This window comes from Calothrix sp. NIES-3974, assembly GCF_002368395.1.
Lineage (GTDB): Bacteria > Cyanobacteriota > Cyanobacteriia > Cyanobacteriales > Nostocaceae > NIES-3974.
Window position 1 is genome coordinate 763355 of sequence record NZ_AP018254.1, and the last position, 16420, is coordinate 779774.

A 16420-nucleotide genomic window follows, 5' to 3' on the forward strand; every position below is an offset into this window, starting at 1 on the left:
AATCTTGGATTTATCAAAAGTTTGAGGATGATTTTTGTAAATCCTTTACTCAACTATCTTTTCCAGTATTTTGAATCCTGGCTACAGTGCAGAGGAAAATATGGCAACCTAGATTTCATCAGAATTTGAAAATATTGTGCGTGCAAGATTCGGGAAATGTAGTAGATTAATTGGATAAATACTGGGAAAAATATATTTTTAAATTATACATGGTGTCAGATTAAAAATAGGCTTTCTTTCTTTCTTTTGGAGTGCCTTTTGCCTTTTTCTTTTACATGCTCATTGCATCAGTAAACAAATTAAATAATAATCTAATACACCTCCTTGTCTCAAATCAAGTTGAAAAAATACAAATAAGCACAAAACAACAAAAATAGTGAGTAATTAAGCCTATCCATAGTCAAAATACCAACTCACAAATGTGAGGTGTAATTTCCAGCTTTTGTGTATTGCCGTCCCTAGATGACAAGACATAATATGTAACTACAAGGGTTCAGTCAGACATAGTTTGAACAGAAATAAATTGTTCCCCGTAATTGGCTTCATCAAATATTAGTAGTAACATTTGTAGCAGTAAAAATCGGGAGCATTCTCAATCAATAAATTAGGGATAAATTAGGCTTGATGAATTTTGTCGAGGAAATCAAAGGAAATCCTATACTCGCCACAAAATATAATATCCTCCCAAATAAAAATGGAATTTTTGGGAATCCTTAGTTATTGAGATGCTACTGCTAATAAAAAAAATGGTGCATATGTAGAGATAATTATTGCGTTGAATATATCAATTGACAGTGCATCATTAGACATTATAAATCAAGATTTGTTGGTTTGATTAAGTAATTTATACACTAAAAAATAGGAGCATAAAAATAGAAGTAATTCTCACAGTTTTGCTTTAAATTAAATTTGACTTTGTGACGATAAAAGTATCTGAAAGTAAAGGAATAAGCCCTTGATTTTTGTTCATACAAGGGATTTTATTCGTCATTATTGATTGTATTTTTGCCTTATCCCCCAGTATTTAAAAAAGGATTAAGCTATCGACTACTAGGTAGTGAGAAAGTAATTACCCGGCGAAAAATGTACCTACAAATCAAAGAGTAAAATGGATAAATTTCAGGCAGCTTTCGAGATTCTCTATATCTTATCAATTGCTGAAGGTGTGGTCGATGACAGAAAAATTCAAGTTATCTCAAACTTTTTAATGAGTAATTTGAATAGCATTAACTTTGATGTTGAAAGTACAATTAAGGCGATTAGCTACCTCAGTGGTGCAGGTATTCTCGAAGAGTTTGCAAATGCAGCTGAAATATTTAGAAACTCCAGTTATGGACAGGAGCGAATTCACCTATTGCAGTTTGCAATTGAAGTGATTGCTGCTGATGGTAATATCTCGGAAGGAGAAGCGTATTTAATTACCTATTTAGGGGACATCTGGAATATTGATTTGCGCAAATTGCTGGGATAGGTAAGTAACTCAGATGTAGAGAATAAATCTGAGAATTTGCTGCAAATGTGGGTATTGTTTGAGTTGATGGATTTTTCCGTAAATAAAAATTTGTGAGGTATCTATGAAGAAAGTGCAAATCTTAACTACTGCCGTATTTGGTATAGTTAGTATAGTAACCAGTTTACCTGTTTTTGCTAATCCAGCCCTGAATTCAGCCCTTGCTAATTGTGCCAGAATCACTGACCCTATCCGTCGCGGAAACTGTCAATCTGCTGCCATCTCAACCCAAGGAAGTTGGAATCTGTGGAATTCCTGGACTCCTCGACAACAGAGTCTGGCAACCCAAATAAGCCAAATCCATTATGCCTACCATCAGCGTACTGGACAACCCTTACCAGTCACCAATGGAACGGTTGCGCAGATGATGCAAATTATTAGAGCAAGAGCGAATGAAAGGAATTTTGTGATTGAGCGAATGATTGCCAACTATAATGCTGGAGTGGCACTTAATCAAGCTGACCGTACCATTGATGGAGCAAATAGATTTATCGACTGTTTACAAAGACAAGGAACAGGTTGTATTCCGAATTTTTAAATTCCTGTTTATGATGGCTACTCCCTATTTTCTAGCCAGACAAGGTTTAAGATAAGATTGGGATATTTTAAAGGACTTAGAGGGTGTTTTAAAAGTCGCGTCTGTACGGGAATCGGGAGTAGTTTATAACGACAAATATACAGTTTGAGCCTATTTACTGTCTGAAAATAAGTGGTTGATAAAGTATTTATTAACACTTGACAAACATCCTCTGAGGCAATGTAGACGCAGGTAGTGTGGTTTCTCATAAGAGAAAATTTATCCGCAGCGACCGAAACGCAGTGTAGGGAAGCGATCGCTCTTATTTGTGTGTAGACGCGCATAGTACGGCTTCTTGTGAGAGATGACTTCCCTATCCGCACTCTGCTGGAAGCAAGTTAAGTAATGACGCAGTGACTTTACTTTTGCGTAAGTCCTATTTTATGTTGGGGTGGGGTGATAATGAAAGAAAAAAGGAATGAATTTTTATCTGATAATTCTGATTATTTAGATATTATTCAGCAAGCAGTAGCAGCTAGGAATCCAAAAGTTTTAGTGCGTCCGAGTGCGAGTAATGTGGTATCTGCTTTATTGAATGCAGAAATCGCGGCAAAAAAGCAACGGCTGAATTACAAGTTTGGAAATTTAAGTGGACAATGGCGCTTGTATTTTGCAACGGGTACGAAAAAAGCGCAGCAAAGAGCAGGAATTGTTTTAGGTAAAGGGTTTTATCTGCCTAAGTTCGTTTTCGCTGATATTAATTTTGAACCGAATCATCAAACGGAAAATATTGGAGTAATTACCAATCAAATAGAAATAGCTGGATTTCGATTAAAATTAACAGGATTATGTAAATATTTAGAGAAGAAAAATTTACTAGCATTTGATTTTGAACAGGTAGAAATATCTTGCTTAAATCGGATTATTTATAAAGGAAAAATTAGGAAAAAAGGGAATTCTCCAAATTTTGCACAACAACCCATTGCAAAATTACCATTCTTTGCATTTTTTTTAGTCGCCGAAGATTTTATCGCCGCACGGGGACGGGGTGGTGGTTTAGCAATTTGGGTAAAATAGGAAAGCGGATGCGATCGCTATCTTGCTTGAAAATTTATCCTCAAGGCATCTACAATTGGTGAACCAAGAATAGTAAAAACAAGTAGTCTGATGTTTGCAAATGTACATACTCTTCCTCCTTGGTATCTGGTATGATTAGGGATCCACACCATCCCATCATTAAGGAGTGATGTATGCACGTTCCCGATGGTTTTATCTCCTTCCCGGTTGCACTGGGAACAGGTTTGGTAAGTACAGGTGCGATCGCATTTTCCCTCAAAAAATCCCAAGTTTCCTTCAGTCAAAAAACAGCACCTATTTTCGGTTTAACTACAGCTTTTATTTTTGCCGCTCAAATGGTGAATTTTCCCGTTACAGGTGGTACAAGCGGACACCTATTAGGGGGAGTTTTGGCTGCAATCATCCTGGGAAGTCCCTGGTTAGCAACCCTATCTACTGCTCTAGTGTTAATTATTCAAGCGGTCTTTTTTGCTGACGGGGGAATTACAGCTTTAGGTGTAAATATCCTGAATATTAGCGTGATCGGTGTTTGGGTAGGTTGGGGATTAACCCAAATTCTCCGAACCCAGTTTGGTAATTCCTGGAACCGTTTACCCCTATTTGCGGGAATTGGTGCAGGAATCAGCGTCGTCATGGCTGCGATCGCTTGTAGTATCGAGTTAGCCCTTTCCCATACTGTACCCCTGGGTGTGGTGTTACCAGCAATGGCTGGCATACATGTTTTAATTGGTATTGGTGAAGGGATAATTACTGCTGTTGTGGTTGCTGGTTTGGTCAAATTTAGACCGGATTTATTTGTCGCCATCGAACAACCCCTGAAGGGATGGTTGATACCCGTTATTGGGATTTTTGTTGTTGCTGCAATCCTATCCCTATTTGCATCTTCATGGCCAGATGGTTTGGAAGCAGTAGCAGAAGAAATTGGTTTTGCTAAACTAGCGGAAAATATTCCTATAGCCGTTCCCACTCCTTTCGCTGATTATAGTATTTCCGGTTTAAATACTTTAGGTACAAGTATTTCCGGAATTGTCGGTGCAATTATTTGCTTTGTGACAGCTTTTGTGGTTGTCAAATTTACCCAGAGCGCAAATAGCGATCGCAATATTGTCAATCCCTAGTTTGTATGGGTTTAAGAGGATGTTTTAAAAGTCGATTTTAATGCTTGAATTATCGTTTTTGGGAGCAGGAAGAGACGCGACGTGTCGCGTCTGTACGGCAATAGGGAGTCAAAATAGTGATAATTAACCTGAGTTCGGGATTAGCTGAAACACCGATTCCATCCTTGGCTGTCAACTTGATTATCTCGTGGAAAGCATGACTTGATTATTACCCATTCCCGACTCCCGACTCCCAATTTTCAACTCCCAACACTGCTGGAGTAAACAAACAATTTCCCAACATTATTACCCATTCCCGACTCCCGACTCCCGACTCCCAATTTTCAACTCCCAACACTGCTGGAGTAAACAAACAATTTCCCAACTATGGGTTTGCACCAAATCATGGTCAGCACCGGGGATAATTTCTAACTTGGCATTGGGAATCCGCTCTGCATAGGTTTGACTGTGCCATAACGGTATATGTCTATCAGCACCACCCGCAATTACCAAAGTCGGTGTGTTGATGCAGTGAATCTGGTTTTCCACCGTATCGACAGCATCCTCCGGTTTGAGGCGATCGCACAGTAAAGATTTTGCCGCAGGTTGTCGAACCAGTTCCATTCGAGCTTGTCGAATCCCTTGAAAGGCTTGCTGTTTTCCTGTAAGATTGGAGAGGGGAGCGATCGCATTCAAAGCCAGATCAACTAATTTAGTATCCCACAGCAATGGCTTTAGATGATTATACCTGCCGACAAACTTATCGTCTCGAATTCCGGCTGGAGCAATTAAAGTCATTCCTAACAAGTTATCTCTATCTTGTTGAGTTTGACGACTATGGGAATTGACCAAAGAAATAGCATAGGCAGCAGCTACCCATGCACCATAGGAATAACCAACTAAATAAAACTTTTGAATTTGTTTCTTCGCCAAAAAAGTTTTTAAAAACCCCACTTGATGGTCAATCAAATAACGAATATTCGGTTTAGAAGAATCACCAAAACCCAGTAAATCTAAACCAATACAACAATAATTAGACCGCAGCTGCTCCATAATTGGTCTTAAAGTCCAACCATCACCGAAAAAGCCATGTAAAAAAATAATCGGTTCACCCTCACCCAAAACAGCATAAGCAGCAGTATACTCACCTAAATTAATAGTTTGTTTCGGTAGATAACTATCCATTTACCCCACCCCAACTTTTACTTTTTCCATAGTATACCCTCCACTAAATCCGCAGCTTGGACAACTCCCCCAGATTGACGAATTTCAGCTTGTAACTCTAGTGCTTTTTGTTTATAACTTAGCTGATTTAACACCCGATTAATCGCCAATTTTAAATTACTTACCGTCAGTTGACCCAAAGGAACTAATTCACCCACACCACACCAAACAATCCTCGCAGCAATTCCTGGTTGGTCATTGGTAATAGGAATAGCCACCATCGGAACTCCGTAGGTCAAAGCTTCCAAAGCCGAATTCATCCCCGCATGGGTAATAAATAATTTTGCCCTTTGCAGCAATTCTAACTGCGGTGCATAGTTAACAACTAAGGGCTTTCCCGGTAGATTTTTCCATCCATCTAAATCCCCCGAACCACCCAAGGAAATAACTAATTGAGCATCTAAATCTGCACAAGCACCAGCAATCTTTGCAAAAACCTGTTTTAAGCCAGTTTGCAAAGTACCCATTGAAGCGTAAATCAATGGCTTACCTTCGACCAATTCATCCCAAGGAAAATCAACTTTTCGCCGACTTTGTTGATTATGATAAGGTCCAGTAAAATAAAAGTGTTGAGGTAAATTTTGCCGGGGATACTCAAATCCTACCGGTTGATGACTCAAAATTAAATAGGGAGAATCGGGAGAATTTTCCCTTGGTAAATTCCACTTTAGTCGATATTTTTGACGCAGTTTTTGACTTGGTAAATTAAAAGGATTAATTAACTGATAAACCAGTTTATTTCGCCAACGATTCCACATCGATTGAGAATACACCCAAGTCGTAAAAAAAGGAGGAATACTCGACTCCTGCATCATCGGTAAAGCACTACATACAGTCACAAACGGAATCCCGACAAAATCCGCAACCGTTCCCCCCTCCGGAGTAATCTGATCCACAATTAAAATATCTACCTGCGCTTGTTTCAAAACACTTGGTGCTTCTTCCAAAAAAACCTTCCCACTCTCCCGAATCCAATTCAATGTAAACAACAAAGCCCTAATCCCGCTTAAAGTTGCTAACTTGGCAAACATCGCCTCCGTCGTCCCCAGGGGAAACTTTGTCGCACCAATTGGCATAAAATCTAACTGCGCTGTCCGGACTTTTTCCTCCGCATCCGGTACACCCAAAAAAGTCACCAGATGTCCGCGTCGTTGTAATTCCTGTCCCAACGGTAACATTGTATGCAAATGGCCAGTTTCCGCAGGACAGTATAGACCAATATGGGGCATAATCTCGCAAGTTGAAGGTTAATCTTTAGGTAGGATACTATAGGTGAGGTACATTCCTATAAAATTCGTGCCAGCATTAACTTGCAATGGGTGAGGAAAGGTTCGTAGTAGCGCTAGTCTACGACAAACCTGCGGGTATAGCGCCTTGATATTAAAGCTTCAATGCTAGTTAATCCCTGCAAGGACTCCACAGCATATTCGTAAAATTTCCAGTCAAAACGCTAGACAAAAAGAAAAGCATGATTTATATTTTTAGATTGTGACCAAATTTTACTAAATGCGATCGCAATCTATCTAGAGTATTGTTAGTTCAGTTTGAGGTTAATATAAATAAGCCACAGCAGAAACAATACTCAGGTGAAACGACGCGTTAAGCCCTAGGCTCATCGCCACCCACCAAAGTTATGTGTTAAATTTGGTGGGAGTGTAATTCAAAGTAAATTTGTTTCCAAAGCCGACGGGTTCCTCAACGCAAGTTAAGGGTAAATGGTATAGACAGAGTGAAAATGTTGGTTTGGGCATTATCATCAAAAACTCTGTGTCGTGGATACTGAACAGCAAGCTGTTTAAGTCCCTAAACCCTTCGGAAAGTGCCAAGACAATTGGTTTAGATGTTCTTGATTGACAGTATCTAAATTCATTGTTGCACGTGACACATTCACTGTTTGTATTGTCATTGGATTGTCAACACAATTTTTTTGTGGATGAATTAAGTTCGATCTGCAAACGTGAGGTGTGTTTGTTCTACACGGATTCGCCAAACAAATCTTGATGGTTAGAAATCATCGACCGAATCGGACGTGTATTCATATCCAACTTAAGTATAAAGGAGAACCAGTAACTGTGTCTGTAGGTATTCTCGGCACCAAACTGGGCATGACCCAAGTCTTTGACGAAGCTGGAGTTGCGATTCCTGTAACTGTAGTGCAAGCGGGTCCATGTACCGTTACACAAGTAAAAACAAAACAGACCGACGGTTACTCTGCGATTCAAGTTGGCTATCGGGAAGTGAAGCCAAAGGCGCTCAATAAACCTTTGTTAGGTCATCTATCAAAGTCATCAGCACCGCCATTGCGTCACTTACGGGAATATCGGACTGCAAACGCAGAAGAGTATTCTTTAGGTCAACAGATTACGGCAGATATTTTTAGTCCCGGTCAACTAATAGACGTATCAGGAGACAGTATCGGACGGGGTTTTGCTGGTTATCAAAAACGGCATCACTTTGGTCGAGGACCCATGTCCCACGGTTCTAAAAATCACCGTGAACCAGGTTCAATCGGTGCTGGTACTACCCCCGGTCGTGTATTTCCGGGTATACGCGGTGCTGGTCGCCTGGGAGGCAAAAAGGTGACGGTCAAAAAATTAACCGTAGTGCGTGTTGATGCGGAAAGAAATCTAATTTTAATCAAGGGTGCGGTTCCCGGAAAACCTGGAGCCTTGCTAAATATTGTCCCTGCCAACCTAGTTACTCGCAAATCCAAGTAGTTGTTAGCTTGTATTGATTAATACATTGATTGTTGAGAAAAAACTAACAGCGAAAATTGAAGGACAACAGAAACATGTTTGAGTGTGTAGTCAAAAATTGGCAAGGCGAGCAGGTCGGACAGACAACGTTCGAGTTGCGGGTTGCCAAAGAAGAAACCGCCAGTCACGTAGTCCATCGGGCTTTAGTGCGGCAGATGAACAATGCCCGTCAGGGAACCGCAAGTACCAAAACCCGTTCGGAAGTGCGGGGTGGAGGACGTAAACCTTGGCGGCAAAAAGGAACTGGACGAGCGCGCGCGGGTTCGATTCGGTCTCCCCTATGGCGAGGTGGTGGGGTGATATTTGGACCGAAGCCACGGGATTATGACATCAAAATGAATCGCAAAGAGCGGCGTTTAGCATTGCGGACAGCATTTGCTAGTCGTGTGGATGACATCATCGTGGTTGAGGAATTTGATAGTCAATTTGAACGCCCTAAAACCAAAGAATTGGTAAATGCGATCGCCCGTTGGGGGTGTGATCCAGATAGCAAAGCTTTATTAATTACTGGTGAGAAATCTGAGGGAGTGTATTTATCAGCTCGGAACGTAGAGAATGTCAAACTGATTTTAGCCACCAATCTCAACGTTTACGATTTATTACACGCAGACAAGATTATTGTCACCCCATCCGCGCTTGCAAAAATTCAGGAGGTTTACGGTGGGTAAGTTAGTCACAGAGTTTGACCCCCGGTCACTCGCGGATTTAATTCGTCGTCCGATAGTCACCGAGAAAGCAACGCTGTTGATGGAGCAAAATAAATATACCTTTGAGGTTGCTCCAAAAGCCACAAAACCTGAGATTAAAGCAGCGATTGAAACCATATTCGAGGTGAAGGTGACTAAAATCAACACCTTAAATCCGCCTCGGAAAAAGCGACGCGTCGGTAGATTTATTGGCTATAAACCCCATTATAAACGGGCAATTGTCACCGTTGCGGCTGGGGATGAGGAGAAAATCCGTCAGGTTCTATTCCCTGAAGTCTAAGAGGATGTTTGAAATATTTTATACTTAACAAGCTCGCTTTTTGGGAATAGGCAGAAGGGAATCGGGAGTAGTTTATAACGATAAAAATACCGTTTAGGCCGATTTGCTGTCTTCAAGAAGTGGTTGAGAAAGTATCGATTGATACTTGACAAATATCCTCTAATGTCGATTGTGAATTTTAGGTTGGGGGTTCATCCCAAATCCAAAAAATACCAGCCTAAAAATTCAGTAAATTTCCACTTAAAAATCTAGAACTAACTATGGGTACTCGTTCATTTCGTCCCTATACCCCCAGTACGCGACAACTAACGGTTTCAGACTTTTCGGAAATTACCAAAAGTGAACCAGAAAAGTCATTAACGGTTCATAAACACAGAGCCAAAGGTCGTAACCGCCAAGGTGTAATTACCTGTCGTCACCGGGGTGGTGGGCACAAAAAACTATACCGAATCATCGATTTTAAACGGGACAAGCGAAATATTCCCGCCAAAGTAGCAGCCATAGAGTATGACCCTAACCGGAACGCTCGCATTGCCTTGCTATTTTATCAGGACGGAGAAAAACGCTATATTCTCCAACCCAACGGCTTAAAAGTGGGAACAACCATCATCGCTGGTCCCGATGCACCAATCGAAGACGGCAATGCCTTACCCTTGATGAATATCCCCTTGGGTACAGTGGTTCACAACGTCGAACTCACACCCGGAAAAGGAGGACAAATCGTCAGAGCAGCAGGTGCAGGTGCTCAAGTGGTTGCGAAAGAAGGTGACTACGTAACCTTGAAACTGCCCTCAACGGAAGTGCGGATGGTACGACGTGAATGTTACGCCACCATTGGTCAAGTCGGCAACACAGATTATCGAAACCTCAGCGCTGGAAAAGCAGGACGCACCCGTTGGAAAGGTCGTCGTCCCCAAGTCAGGGGTAGTGTGATGAACCCAGTCGATCACCCCCACGGAGGTGGAGAAGGACGTGCGCCAATTGGACGTTCTGGACCGGTGACACCTTGGGGTAAACCAGCTTTAGGCTTGAAAACCCGGAAACGGAAGAAAGCCAGTGATCAGTTCATTGTACGTCGTCGTCGTAAGGTATCCAAGCGCGGACGTGGTGGACGGGAATCCTAGTCGTAATTAGCCGATTGACACTTGATATACCGCCAGCGAGTTAGTCACAACAGCAAAACAAACAAAAAATATTGTGAATTGCAGTTAATTCAAAACAGAAACAACTATGGGTCGTTCACTGAAAAAAGGACCATTTATTGCCGACCATCTGCTCAAAAAAATCGAAAAATTGAACGCGAACAATAAAAAAGAGGTAATTAAAACCTGGTCGCGAGCATCCACGATTTTGCCGATGATGGTAGGACACACAATCGCCGTTCACAACGGTAAACAGCATGTTCCCGTATTTATTTCCGACCAAATGGTGGGTCATAAATTAGGTGAATTTGCACCCACCAGAAACTATCGCGGACATGCCAAAAGCGATAAAAAATCAGGGAGATAATCATGGCGACAAAAACATTACAGCCCAACGAAGTCAAAGCGGTAGCCAAATTTGTCCGCATGTCTCCCTACAAGGTTCGTCGCGTTTTAGACCAAATTCGGGGTCGTTCCTATCGCGAAGCCTTGATTATTCTGGAATTTATGCCCTATCGGGCTTGTGACCCGGTGTTAAAACTGTTGCGTAGTGCCGCAGCCAATGCCGAACACAATGCCGGACTGGATCGAGCCTCGCTGAAAATTACCCAAGCCTACGCAGATGGGGGTCCTTCCCTACGACGTTTCCAACCTCGTGCCCAAGGACGAGCCTATCAGATTCGCAAACCAACTTGTCATATTACCCTAGCGGTTGCGGCTGAGGATTAATTTTCTTGCTGGATTAGTGTAAATACATCCAGAGACAAAAACTCTACAGTCAGAAATTTTGAGAGGAAATAGTTCGTGGGACAAAAGATTCATCCAGTCGGTTTTCGGTTGGGGATTACTCAAGAGCATAAATCGCAGTGGTTTGCAGAACCGAGTCGTTATCCAGAACTGTTGCAGGAAGACTACAAACTGCGCAGTTACATTGAGGAAAAATTGGGCAGATATGCCCAGAATAATGCGGGTATCTCCGATGTCCGGATTGAGCGTAAAGCCGACCAAATTGACTTGGAAGTACGTACAGCTCGTCCTGGTGTGGTTGTTGGTCGTGGTGGTCAGGGAATCGACTCTCTGCGGACAGGATTACAGGACTTGTTAGGGGGAACCCGACAAATCCGGATTAACGTTGTGGAGGTACAACGGGTTGATGCGGATGCTTACCTGATTGCCGAGTTTATTGCCCAGCAATTGGAACGTCGGGTTTCCTTCCGTCGGGTTGTGCGTCAAGCCATCCAACGCGCTCAAAAAGCTGGTGTCCAGGGGATAAAAGTTCAAGTCAGTGGTCGCTTGAATGGGGCAGAAATTGCTCGAACTGAGTGGACACGGGAAGGACGAGTGCCTTTGCATACCTTGCGTGCGGATATTGATTATTCCTACGTGACTGCGAAAACCATCTATGGGATTCTCGGTATTAAGGTGTGGATATTCAAGGGTGAAGTGATTCCTGGTCAGGAAGACATTCAAGTTCCCCCAGCTAATCGGGAACGGGAACCCCGTCGTCGCAATCAACAGCGTCGTCGTCAGCAATTTGAAGACCGCTCGAATGAAGGATAAAAGGATTTCGGATTTTAGATTTTGGATTCATGATTTGATCTGGTTTTTTGTGCTGGCGTGAATACCGAGTCTGGGTCTGAAATCAGGAAAATCCAATTTAATTGGTATTTAGAGATATGTTAAGTCCAAGAAGAACAAAATTCCGTAAGCAGCAGCGCGGACGAATGAAGGGTTTGGCGACGCGGGGAAGTACGATTAATTTCGGTGACTTTGCACTGCAAGCTCAAGAGCCATCCTGGATTACCTCCCGACAAATTGAAGCCTCTCGACGAGCGATGACACGTTATATTCGTCGGGGTGGTAAAATCTGGATTCGGATTTTCCCGGATAAACCAGTAACGATGCGACCAGCAGAAACACGGATGGGTTCCGGGAAAGGTTCACCCGAATATTGGGTAGCAGTTGTCAAACCCGGTCGGATTTTATTTGAAATTGCCGGTGTTGCCGAAGAAACTGCACGGGAAGCAATGCGACTGGCTGCTTACAAACTACCCATTAAAACCAAATTTATCGTCCGGGAACAGGACATTGTTTCGGAGGAGGGTTAAGAATATGGCACTTCCAAAAATTGCCGAAGCACGCGAGTTGAGCGATGAGAAACTAGCAGAAGAAATTTTGGCGGTGAAAAGACAGTTGTTTCAACTGCGGTTGCAAAAAGCAACACGTCAATTGGAAAAACCCCATCTATTCCGCCATGCTCGTCACCGGTTAGCCCAGTTGTTGACGGTAGAGGGGGAACGGAAACGAGCAGCTGCTCATCAAGCTAGTGATAGTAGTGATAGTTAAGTGTAATTTGGTACTAACAAGAGTTAGAGAACTATGGCTGTAAAAGAACGGGTAGGCTTGGTTGTCAGCGACAAAATGCAGAAAACGGTAGTTGTTGCCGTTGAGAACCGCTCTCCTCATCCTAAGTATAAAAAAATCGTCGTCAAAACCCGGCGGTTTAAAGCCCATGACGAAGACAACAAATGTAAAATCGGCGATCGCGTCCGGATTCAAGAAACCCGCCCTTTGAGTAAAACCAAACGTTGGCAGGTGATGGAAATCCTGGCGAAATAGCTGATTAACAGTAATTGTTGTTGAGCAACTTGACTAAAAATTAGTGTGCCGAGGAAACAGTTGTGATTCAACCCCAAACCTATTTGAACGTTGCTGACAACAGCGGAGCTCGTAAACTCATGTGTATTCGAGTTTTGGGCAAAGGTAATGCTCGTTATGGCTTTATCGGCGATCGCGTGATTGCTGTTGTCAAGGATGCCATTCCCAACATGGCAGTGAAAAAGTCCGATGTCGTCGAAGCAGTGATTGTTCGTACCCGTCACCATATCCGTCGTGATAGTGGGATGACAATTCGCTTTGATGACAATGCGGCGGTGATTATTAACAAAGACGGAAATCCACGCGGGACAAGGGTATTTGGTCCAGTTGCGCGGGAATTACGCGACAAAAACTTTACCAAAATCGTTTCCCTCGCACCGGAGGTGCTGTAATGGCAGCGAAAAAGCAAAAACCAAAGTTTTACAAAATGCATGTCAAAACCGGTGATACCGTTCAGGTGATTTCCGGTAGTGACAAAGGCAAAGTGGGTGAAGTAATTAAAGCTTTACCCCAGGAAAGCAAGGTGGTAGTTCAAGGTGTCAACCTGAAAACCAAACACGTCAAACCCCAAGCAGAGGGCGAATCGGGACGAATTGTCACCCAGGAATATCCGATTCACAGTTCCAACGTCATGCTTTACTCCACCAAGCAAAACGTTGCTAGTCGTGTTTGTTACACCTTTACCCCGGAAGGGAAAAAAGTGCGAATGCTGAAAAAAACCGGTGAGATTTTGGATAAATAGGTGGGTTCGTTTGGTGGGTGATTAATTTAGCTAGAAGCTAACAGCTAATCCCTCGCTACACGCAAATCCAAAAATCAAAATCCCCCATAGCCCTGACCAAGACCAGGGAACTACAGGAAAAAACAATGGCCACAAGACTAAAAAAGTTATATCAAGAGACTATTGTCCCGAAACTGATTCAACAGTTCGAGTACAAGAACATTCACCAAGTACCCAAAGTGACAAAGGTGACAGTGAACCGGGGTTTAGGGGAAGCGGCTCAAAACGCCAAAGCTCTCGAAAGCTCCTTAAATGAAATCGGTATTATTACTGGTCAAAAACCCGTAGTCACCCGTGCCAAAAAAGCGATCGCGGGCTTTAAGATCCGTGAAGGAATGCCCGTAGGAATTATGGTGACATTACGCGGCGATCGCATGTACGATTTTCTCGACCGTCTGATTAACCTGTCTTTACCACGTATCCGTGACTTTCGGGGGATTAGCCCCAAAAGCTTTGACGGACGGGGAAACTATACTTTGGGTATCCGTGAACAGTTAATCTTTCCAGAGGTCGAGTACGACAGCATCGACCAAATCCGCGGCATGGATATTTCTATTATTACCACCGCACCAACCGACGAAGAAGGTCGAGCCTTACTTAAAGAAATGGGAATGCCCTTCCGGGAAAATTAGAAGAGAGCGAAAGAGGAAATAATGGCGGTAAATGACACAGTTGCTGATATGCTCACGCGCATCCGCAATGCCACAATGGCACGGCATCAAACCACAATCGTGCCATCGACAAAAATGACCCGCAGTATCGCTAAAGTTTTGCGCGATGAAGGATTTATCGGCGACTTTGAAGAATCTGGCGAGGGAGTCAAAAAGAACCTAGTAATTTCACTCAAATACAAAGGTAAAAATCGTCAGCCCCTAATTACCGCCCTCAAACGGGTGAGTAAACCAGGATTACGTGTATATTCCAATCGCAAAGATTTACCACGGGTATTAGGTGGGATTGGGATTGCGATTATCTCCACCTCCAGTGGAATTATGACCGACCGGGAAGCCCGTCGCCAAAATTTAGGCGGAGAGGTGCTTTGCTACGTTTGGTAAGACAGGAGACAGGAGGCAGGATACAGGAGGATTTTCCTTCTAAACTGTGTCACAACAACTCCCTACTCCCTATTCCCTACTCACTAACTGAAACAGAACTATGTCTCGAATTGGTAAACGTCCAATTACGGTTCCCGCCAAAGTTCAACTCACGATTAATGGCAATAACGTAATTGTCAAAGGTCCAAAAGGAGAACTTTCCCGCAATTTACCCATGCAAGTGGAAATCAAACAGGAAGGGGAAACCGTTACCGTCACCCGTCGGAATGACTCACGGGTAGCAAGACAAATGCATGGTTTAAGCCGCACCCTAGTTGCCAATATGGTGGAAGGAGTTTCCAATGGATTTCAACGCCGTTTGGAATTACAAGGGGTTGGTTATCGAGCTGCTGTCCAAGGGAAAAATTTAGTACTGAGTGTAGGTTATAGCCACCAGGTACAAATTGAACCACCGGAGGGTGTGCAGTTCGCAGTCGAAAATAACACCAACGTCATCGTCAGTGGCTTTGACAAGGAAGTAGTCGGCAACACCGCCGCTCGCATTCGAGCAGTACGTCCACCAGAACCCTACAAAGGTAAAGGTATTCGCTATGCGGGTGAAGTGGTACGGCGTAAAGCTGGTAAGACTGGTAAAGGTGGTAAGAAATAAACTATGAAATTAACCAGGAAAGAATCAAGAATTCGTCGTCATCGACGGATTCGTGGCAAAGTCAAAGGTTCACCAGAACGTCCCAGAATGGCTGTTTTTCGTTCCAATCAGCACATTTATGTACAGGTGATTGACGATACTCAGCACCATACCCTAGCAGCCGCATCTACAATCGATCCGGAAGTGCGGGGAACTATTAGTTCCGGTGCGAATTGTGAAGCTTCCGTCGCCGTCGGCAAATTAATTGCCCAGCGATCGCTATCCAAGGGTATATCCAAAGTGGTATTTGACCGTGGTGGCAATCTGTATCATGGACGTATCAAAGCTTTGGCAGATGCGGCTCGTGAAGCTGGTTTGGAATTTTAACCTCCAATTGCAAATCCAGCCCTGTTAGGTAGAAAGTAACTTAAGGATATAGATATGGCAACCGGTGGTCGTCGTAAGGCAAGTCGAGCCAAAAAAGAAGAAACTAATTGGCAAGAGCGGGTAATCCAAATCCGTCGTGTCAGCAAAGTCGTCAAAGGTGGGAAAAAACTCAGTTTCCGCGCCATCGTTGTCGTGGGTAATGAACGCGGACAGGTGGGTGTTGGGGTCGGTAAAGCCTCAGATGTGATTAGCGCCGTCAAAAAAGGGGTCGCTGATGGCAAAAAACACCTGATTGATATCCCCATGACCAAATCCAATTCCATTCCCCACCCCATCAACGGTACAGGTGGTGGAGCCAAAGTTTTAATGCGTCCAGCCTCTCCTGGTACAGGTGTAATTGCAGGGGGCGCAGTGCGGACTGTATTGGAATTGGCAGGGGTGAAGAATGTCCTTGCCAAACAGTTGGGTTCTAATAACCCCTTAAATAACGCTAGAGCCGCAGTTAACGCCCTGGCAACCCTACGTACATTTGCGGAAGTTGCCGAAGATAGGGGTGTGCCGATTCAGAACCTCTACGCCCAATAATCACGAATAGGTAATT

The 16420-nt window shown here is 43.3% G+C and carries 23 protein-coding genes; 21 read left to right on the forward strand and 2 right to left on the reverse strand.

Features of this window, described 5'->3' with window-relative positions; genetic code table 11:
* Window positions 1–1108: 1108 nt before the first annotated feature.
* From CDC37_RS02905 to CDC37_RS02920, 4 genes are all read left to right on the forward strand, one after another.
* Window positions 1109–1471, forward strand: coding sequence for a TerB family tellurite resistance protein (locus CDC37_RS02905; protein WP_096620405.1), 363 nt, complete (start codon window positions 1109–1111; stop codon window positions 1469–1471).
* Window positions 1472–1574: 103 nt separating this feature from the next.
* Window positions 1575–2048, forward strand: a complete 474-nt coding sequence (locus tag CDC37_RS02910; RefSeq protein ID WP_096620406.1) for a hypothetical protein — start codon at window positions 1575–1577, stop codon at window positions 2046–2048.
* A gap of 441 nt (window positions 2049–2489) precedes the next feature.
* The gene (locus CDC37_RS02915; protein ID WP_096620407.1) at window positions 2490–3104 is read left to right on the forward strand and encodes a hypothetical protein; all 615 of its coding nucleotides are present in this window, start codon (window positions 2490–2492) and stop codon (window positions 3102–3104) included.
* 173 nt (window positions 3105–3277) lie between these two features.
* Window positions 3278–4222: an energy-coupling factor ABC transporter permease gene (locus CDC37_RS02920; RefSeq protein ID WP_096620408.1), complete on the forward strand. Its 945-nt coding sequence runs from the start codon at window positions 3278–3280 to the stop codon at window positions 4220–4222.
* Window positions 4223–4507: 285 nt separating this feature from the next.
* On the opposite strand, the gene CDC37_RS02925 is transcribed toward CDC37_RS02920, so the two are convergent.
* Both CDC37_RS02925 and CDC37_RS02930 read right to left on the reverse strand, forming a co-directional pair.
* A complete protein-coding gene (locus CDC37_RS02925; protein ID WP_096620409.1) occupies window positions 4508–5386 on the reverse strand; it encodes an alpha/beta fold hydrolase in 879 nt (292 codons plus the stop codon).
* Window positions 5387–5403: 17 nt separating this feature from the next.
* Complete coding sequence (locus CDC37_RS02930) at window positions 5404–6654, reverse strand: glycosyltransferase (RefSeq protein ID WP_096620410.1); 1251 nt, start codon at window positions 6652–6654, stop codon at window positions 5404–5406.
* Window positions 6655–7497: 843 nt separating this feature from the next.
* On the opposite strand from CDC37_RS02930, the gene rplC reads away from it, so the two are divergent.
* From rplC to rpsE, 17 genes are all read left to right on the forward strand, one after another.
* Window positions 7498–8142 carry a 50S ribosomal protein L3 gene (gene rplC / locus CDC37_RS02935; RefSeq protein WP_096620411.1) on the forward strand — a complete coding sequence of 215 codons (645 nt, stop codon included), beginning with the start codon at window positions 7498–7500 and terminating at the stop codon, window positions 8140–8142.
* Window positions 8143–8216: 74 nt separating this feature from the next.
* Window positions 8217–8849, forward strand: coding sequence for a 50S ribosomal protein L4 (gene rplD, locus CDC37_RS02940; protein WP_096620412.1), 633 nt, complete (start codon window positions 8217–8219; stop codon window positions 8847–8849).
* Window positions 8842–9168, forward strand: coding sequence for a 50S ribosomal protein L23 (locus tag CDC37_RS02945; protein WP_096620413.1), 327 nt, complete (start codon window positions 8842–8844; stop codon window positions 9166–9168). The genes rplD and CDC37_RS02945 overlap by 8 nt, the downstream gene beginning before the upstream one ends.
* A gap of 260 nt (window positions 9169–9428) precedes the next feature.
* On the forward strand, window positions 9429–10292 hold the full coding sequence (rplB, locus tag CDC37_RS02950) for a 50S ribosomal protein L2 (protein WP_096620414.1): 864 nt from the start codon (window positions 9429–9431) through the stop codon (window positions 10290–10292).
* A 106-nt stretch (window positions 10293–10398) separates the two neighbouring features.
* Window positions 10399–10677: a 30S ribosomal protein S19 gene (gene rpsS, locus CDC37_RS02955; protein ID WP_096620415.1), complete on the forward strand. Its 279-nt coding sequence runs from the start codon at window positions 10399–10401 to the stop codon at window positions 10675–10677.
* A 2-nt stretch (window positions 10678–10679) separates the two neighbouring features.
* Entirely contained in the window at window positions 10680–11039 is a 360-nt protein-coding gene (rplV, locus tag CDC37_RS02960) for a 50S ribosomal protein L22 (RefSeq protein WP_096620416.1), read from the forward strand.
* Window positions 11040–11114: 75 nt separating this feature from the next.
* Window positions 11115–11870 (forward strand): 30S ribosomal protein S3, encoded by a 756-nt coding sequence (gene rpsC, locus CDC37_RS02965; RefSeq protein ID WP_096620417.1) that lies wholly within the window; start codon window positions 11115–11117, stop codon window positions 11868–11870.
* A gap of 116 nt (window positions 11871–11986) precedes the next feature.
* Window positions 11987–12418 (forward strand): 50S ribosomal protein L16, encoded by a 432-nt coding sequence (gene rplP / locus CDC37_RS02970; protein ID WP_096620418.1) that lies wholly within the window; start codon window positions 11987–11989, stop codon window positions 12416–12418.
* Window positions 12419–12422: 4 nt separating this feature from the next.
* Window positions 12423–12656 carry a 50S ribosomal protein L29 gene (rpmC, locus tag CDC37_RS02975; protein ID WP_096620419.1) on the forward strand — a complete coding sequence of 78 codons (234 nt, stop codon included), beginning with the start codon at window positions 12423–12425 and terminating at the stop codon, window positions 12654–12656.
* Between the two features lie 33 nt (window positions 12657–12689).
* A complete protein-coding gene (gene rpsQ, locus CDC37_RS02980; protein WP_096620420.1) occupies window positions 12690–12929 on the forward strand; it encodes a 30S ribosomal protein S17 in 240 nt (79 codons plus the stop codon).
* 62 nt (window positions 12930–12991) lie between these two features.
* The gene (gene rplN / locus CDC37_RS02985; protein ID WP_096620421.1) at window positions 12992–13360 is read left to right on the forward strand and encodes a 50S ribosomal protein L14; all 369 of its coding nucleotides are present in this window, start codon (window positions 12992–12994) and stop codon (window positions 13358–13360) included.
* Window positions 13360–13710, forward strand: coding sequence for a 50S ribosomal protein L24 (gene rplX, locus CDC37_RS02990; protein ID WP_096620422.1), 351 nt, complete (start codon window positions 13360–13362; stop codon window positions 13708–13710). The genes rplN and rplX overlap by 1 nt, the downstream gene beginning before the upstream one ends.
* A gap of 125 nt (window positions 13711–13835) precedes the next feature.
* Entirely contained in the window at window positions 13836–14381 is a 546-nt protein-coding gene (gene rplE / locus CDC37_RS02995; protein ID WP_096620423.1) for a 50S ribosomal protein L5, read from the forward strand.
* Window positions 14382–14402: 21 nt separating this feature from the next.
* Window positions 14403–14804: a 30S ribosomal protein S8 gene (gene rpsH / locus CDC37_RS03000; RefSeq protein ID WP_096620424.1), complete on the forward strand. Its 402-nt coding sequence runs from the start codon at window positions 14403–14405 to the stop codon at window positions 14802–14804.
* Between the two features lie 100 nt (window positions 14805–14904).
* Window positions 14905–15453 carry a 50S ribosomal protein L6 gene (gene rplF / locus CDC37_RS03005; protein ID WP_096620425.1) on the forward strand — a complete coding sequence of 183 codons (549 nt, stop codon included), beginning with the start codon at window positions 14905–14907 and terminating at the stop codon, window positions 15451–15453.
* 3 nt (window positions 15454–15456) lie between these two features.
* Entirely contained in the window at window positions 15457–15819 is a 363-nt protein-coding gene (gene rplR / locus CDC37_RS03010) for a 50S ribosomal protein L18 (protein WP_096620426.1), read from the forward strand.
* A gap of 54 nt (window positions 15820–15873) precedes the next feature.
* Window positions 15874–16404 (forward strand): 30S ribosomal protein S5, encoded by a 531-nt coding sequence (gene rpsE / locus CDC37_RS03015; protein WP_096620427.1) that lies wholly within the window; start codon window positions 15874–15876, stop codon window positions 16402–16404.
* Window positions 16405–16420 lie beyond the last annotated feature (16 nt).

Coding starts and splice junctions, on each gene's coding strand:
- CDC37_RS02905 (WP_096620405.1), top strand. CDS start 1,109: ATGGATAAATTTCAGGCAGCTTTCGAGATTCTCTATATCTTATCAATT.
- CDC37_RS02910 (WP_096620406.1), top strand. CDS start 1,575: ATGAAGAAAGTGCAAATCTTAACTACTGCCGTATTTGGTATAGTTAGT.
- CDC37_RS02915 (WP_096620407.1), top strand. CDS start 2,490: ATGAAAGAAAAAAGGAATGAATTTTTATCTGATAATTCTGATTATTTA.
- CDC37_RS02920 (WP_096620408.1), top strand. CDS start 3,278: ATGCACGTTCCCGATGGTTTTATCTCCTTCCCGGTTGCACTGGGAACA.
- CDC37_RS02925 (WP_096620409.1), bottom strand. CDS start 5,386: ATGGATAGTTATCTACCGAAACAAACTATTAATTTAGGTGAGTATACT.
- CDC37_RS02930 (WP_096620410.1), bottom strand. CDS start 6,654: ATGCCCCATATTGGTCTATACTGTCCTGCGGAAACTGGCCATTTGCAT.
- rplD (WP_096620412.1), top strand. CDS start 8,217: ATGTTTGAGTGTGTAGTCAAAAATTGGCAAGGCGAGCAGGTCGGACAG.
- rplB (WP_096620414.1), top strand. CDS start 9,429: ATGGGTACTCGTTCATTTCGTCCCTATACCCCCAGTACGCGACAACTA.
- rpsS (WP_096620415.1), top strand. CDS start 10,399: ATGGGTCGTTCACTGAAAAAAGGACCATTTATTGCCGACCATCTGCTC.
- rplV (WP_096620416.1), top strand. CDS start 10,680: ATGGCGACAAAAACATTACAGCCCAACGAAGTCAAAGCGGTAGCCAAA.
- rplP (WP_096620418.1), top strand. CDS start 11,987: ATGTTAAGTCCAAGAAGAACAAAATTCCGTAAGCAGCAGCGCGGACGA.
- rpmC (WP_096620419.1), top strand. CDS start 12,423: ATGGCACTTCCAAAAATTGCCGAAGCACGCGAGTTGAGCGATGAGAAA.
- rpsQ (WP_096620420.1), top strand. CDS start 12,690: ATGGCTGTAAAAGAACGGGTAGGCTTGGTTGTCAGCGACAAAATGCAG.
- rplX (WP_096620422.1), top strand. CDS start 13,360: ATGGCAGCGAAAAAGCAAAAACCAAAGTTTTACAAAATGCATGTCAAA.
- rplE (WP_096620423.1), top strand. CDS start 13,836: ATGGCCACAAGACTAAAAAAGTTATATCAAGAGACTATTGTCCCGAAA.
- rpsH (WP_096620424.1), top strand. CDS start 14,403: ATGGCGGTAAATGACACAGTTGCTGATATGCTCACGCGCATCCGCAAT.
- rplF (WP_096620425.1), top strand. CDS start 14,905: ATGTCTCGAATTGGTAAACGTCCAATTACGGTTCCCGCCAAAGTTCAA.
- rplR (WP_096620426.1), top strand. CDS start 15,457: ATGAAATTAACCAGGAAAGAATCAAGAATTCGTCGTCATCGACGGATT.
- rpsE (WP_096620427.1), top strand. CDS start 15,874: ATGGCAACCGGTGGTCGTCGTAAGGCAAGTCGAGCCAAAAAAGAAGAA.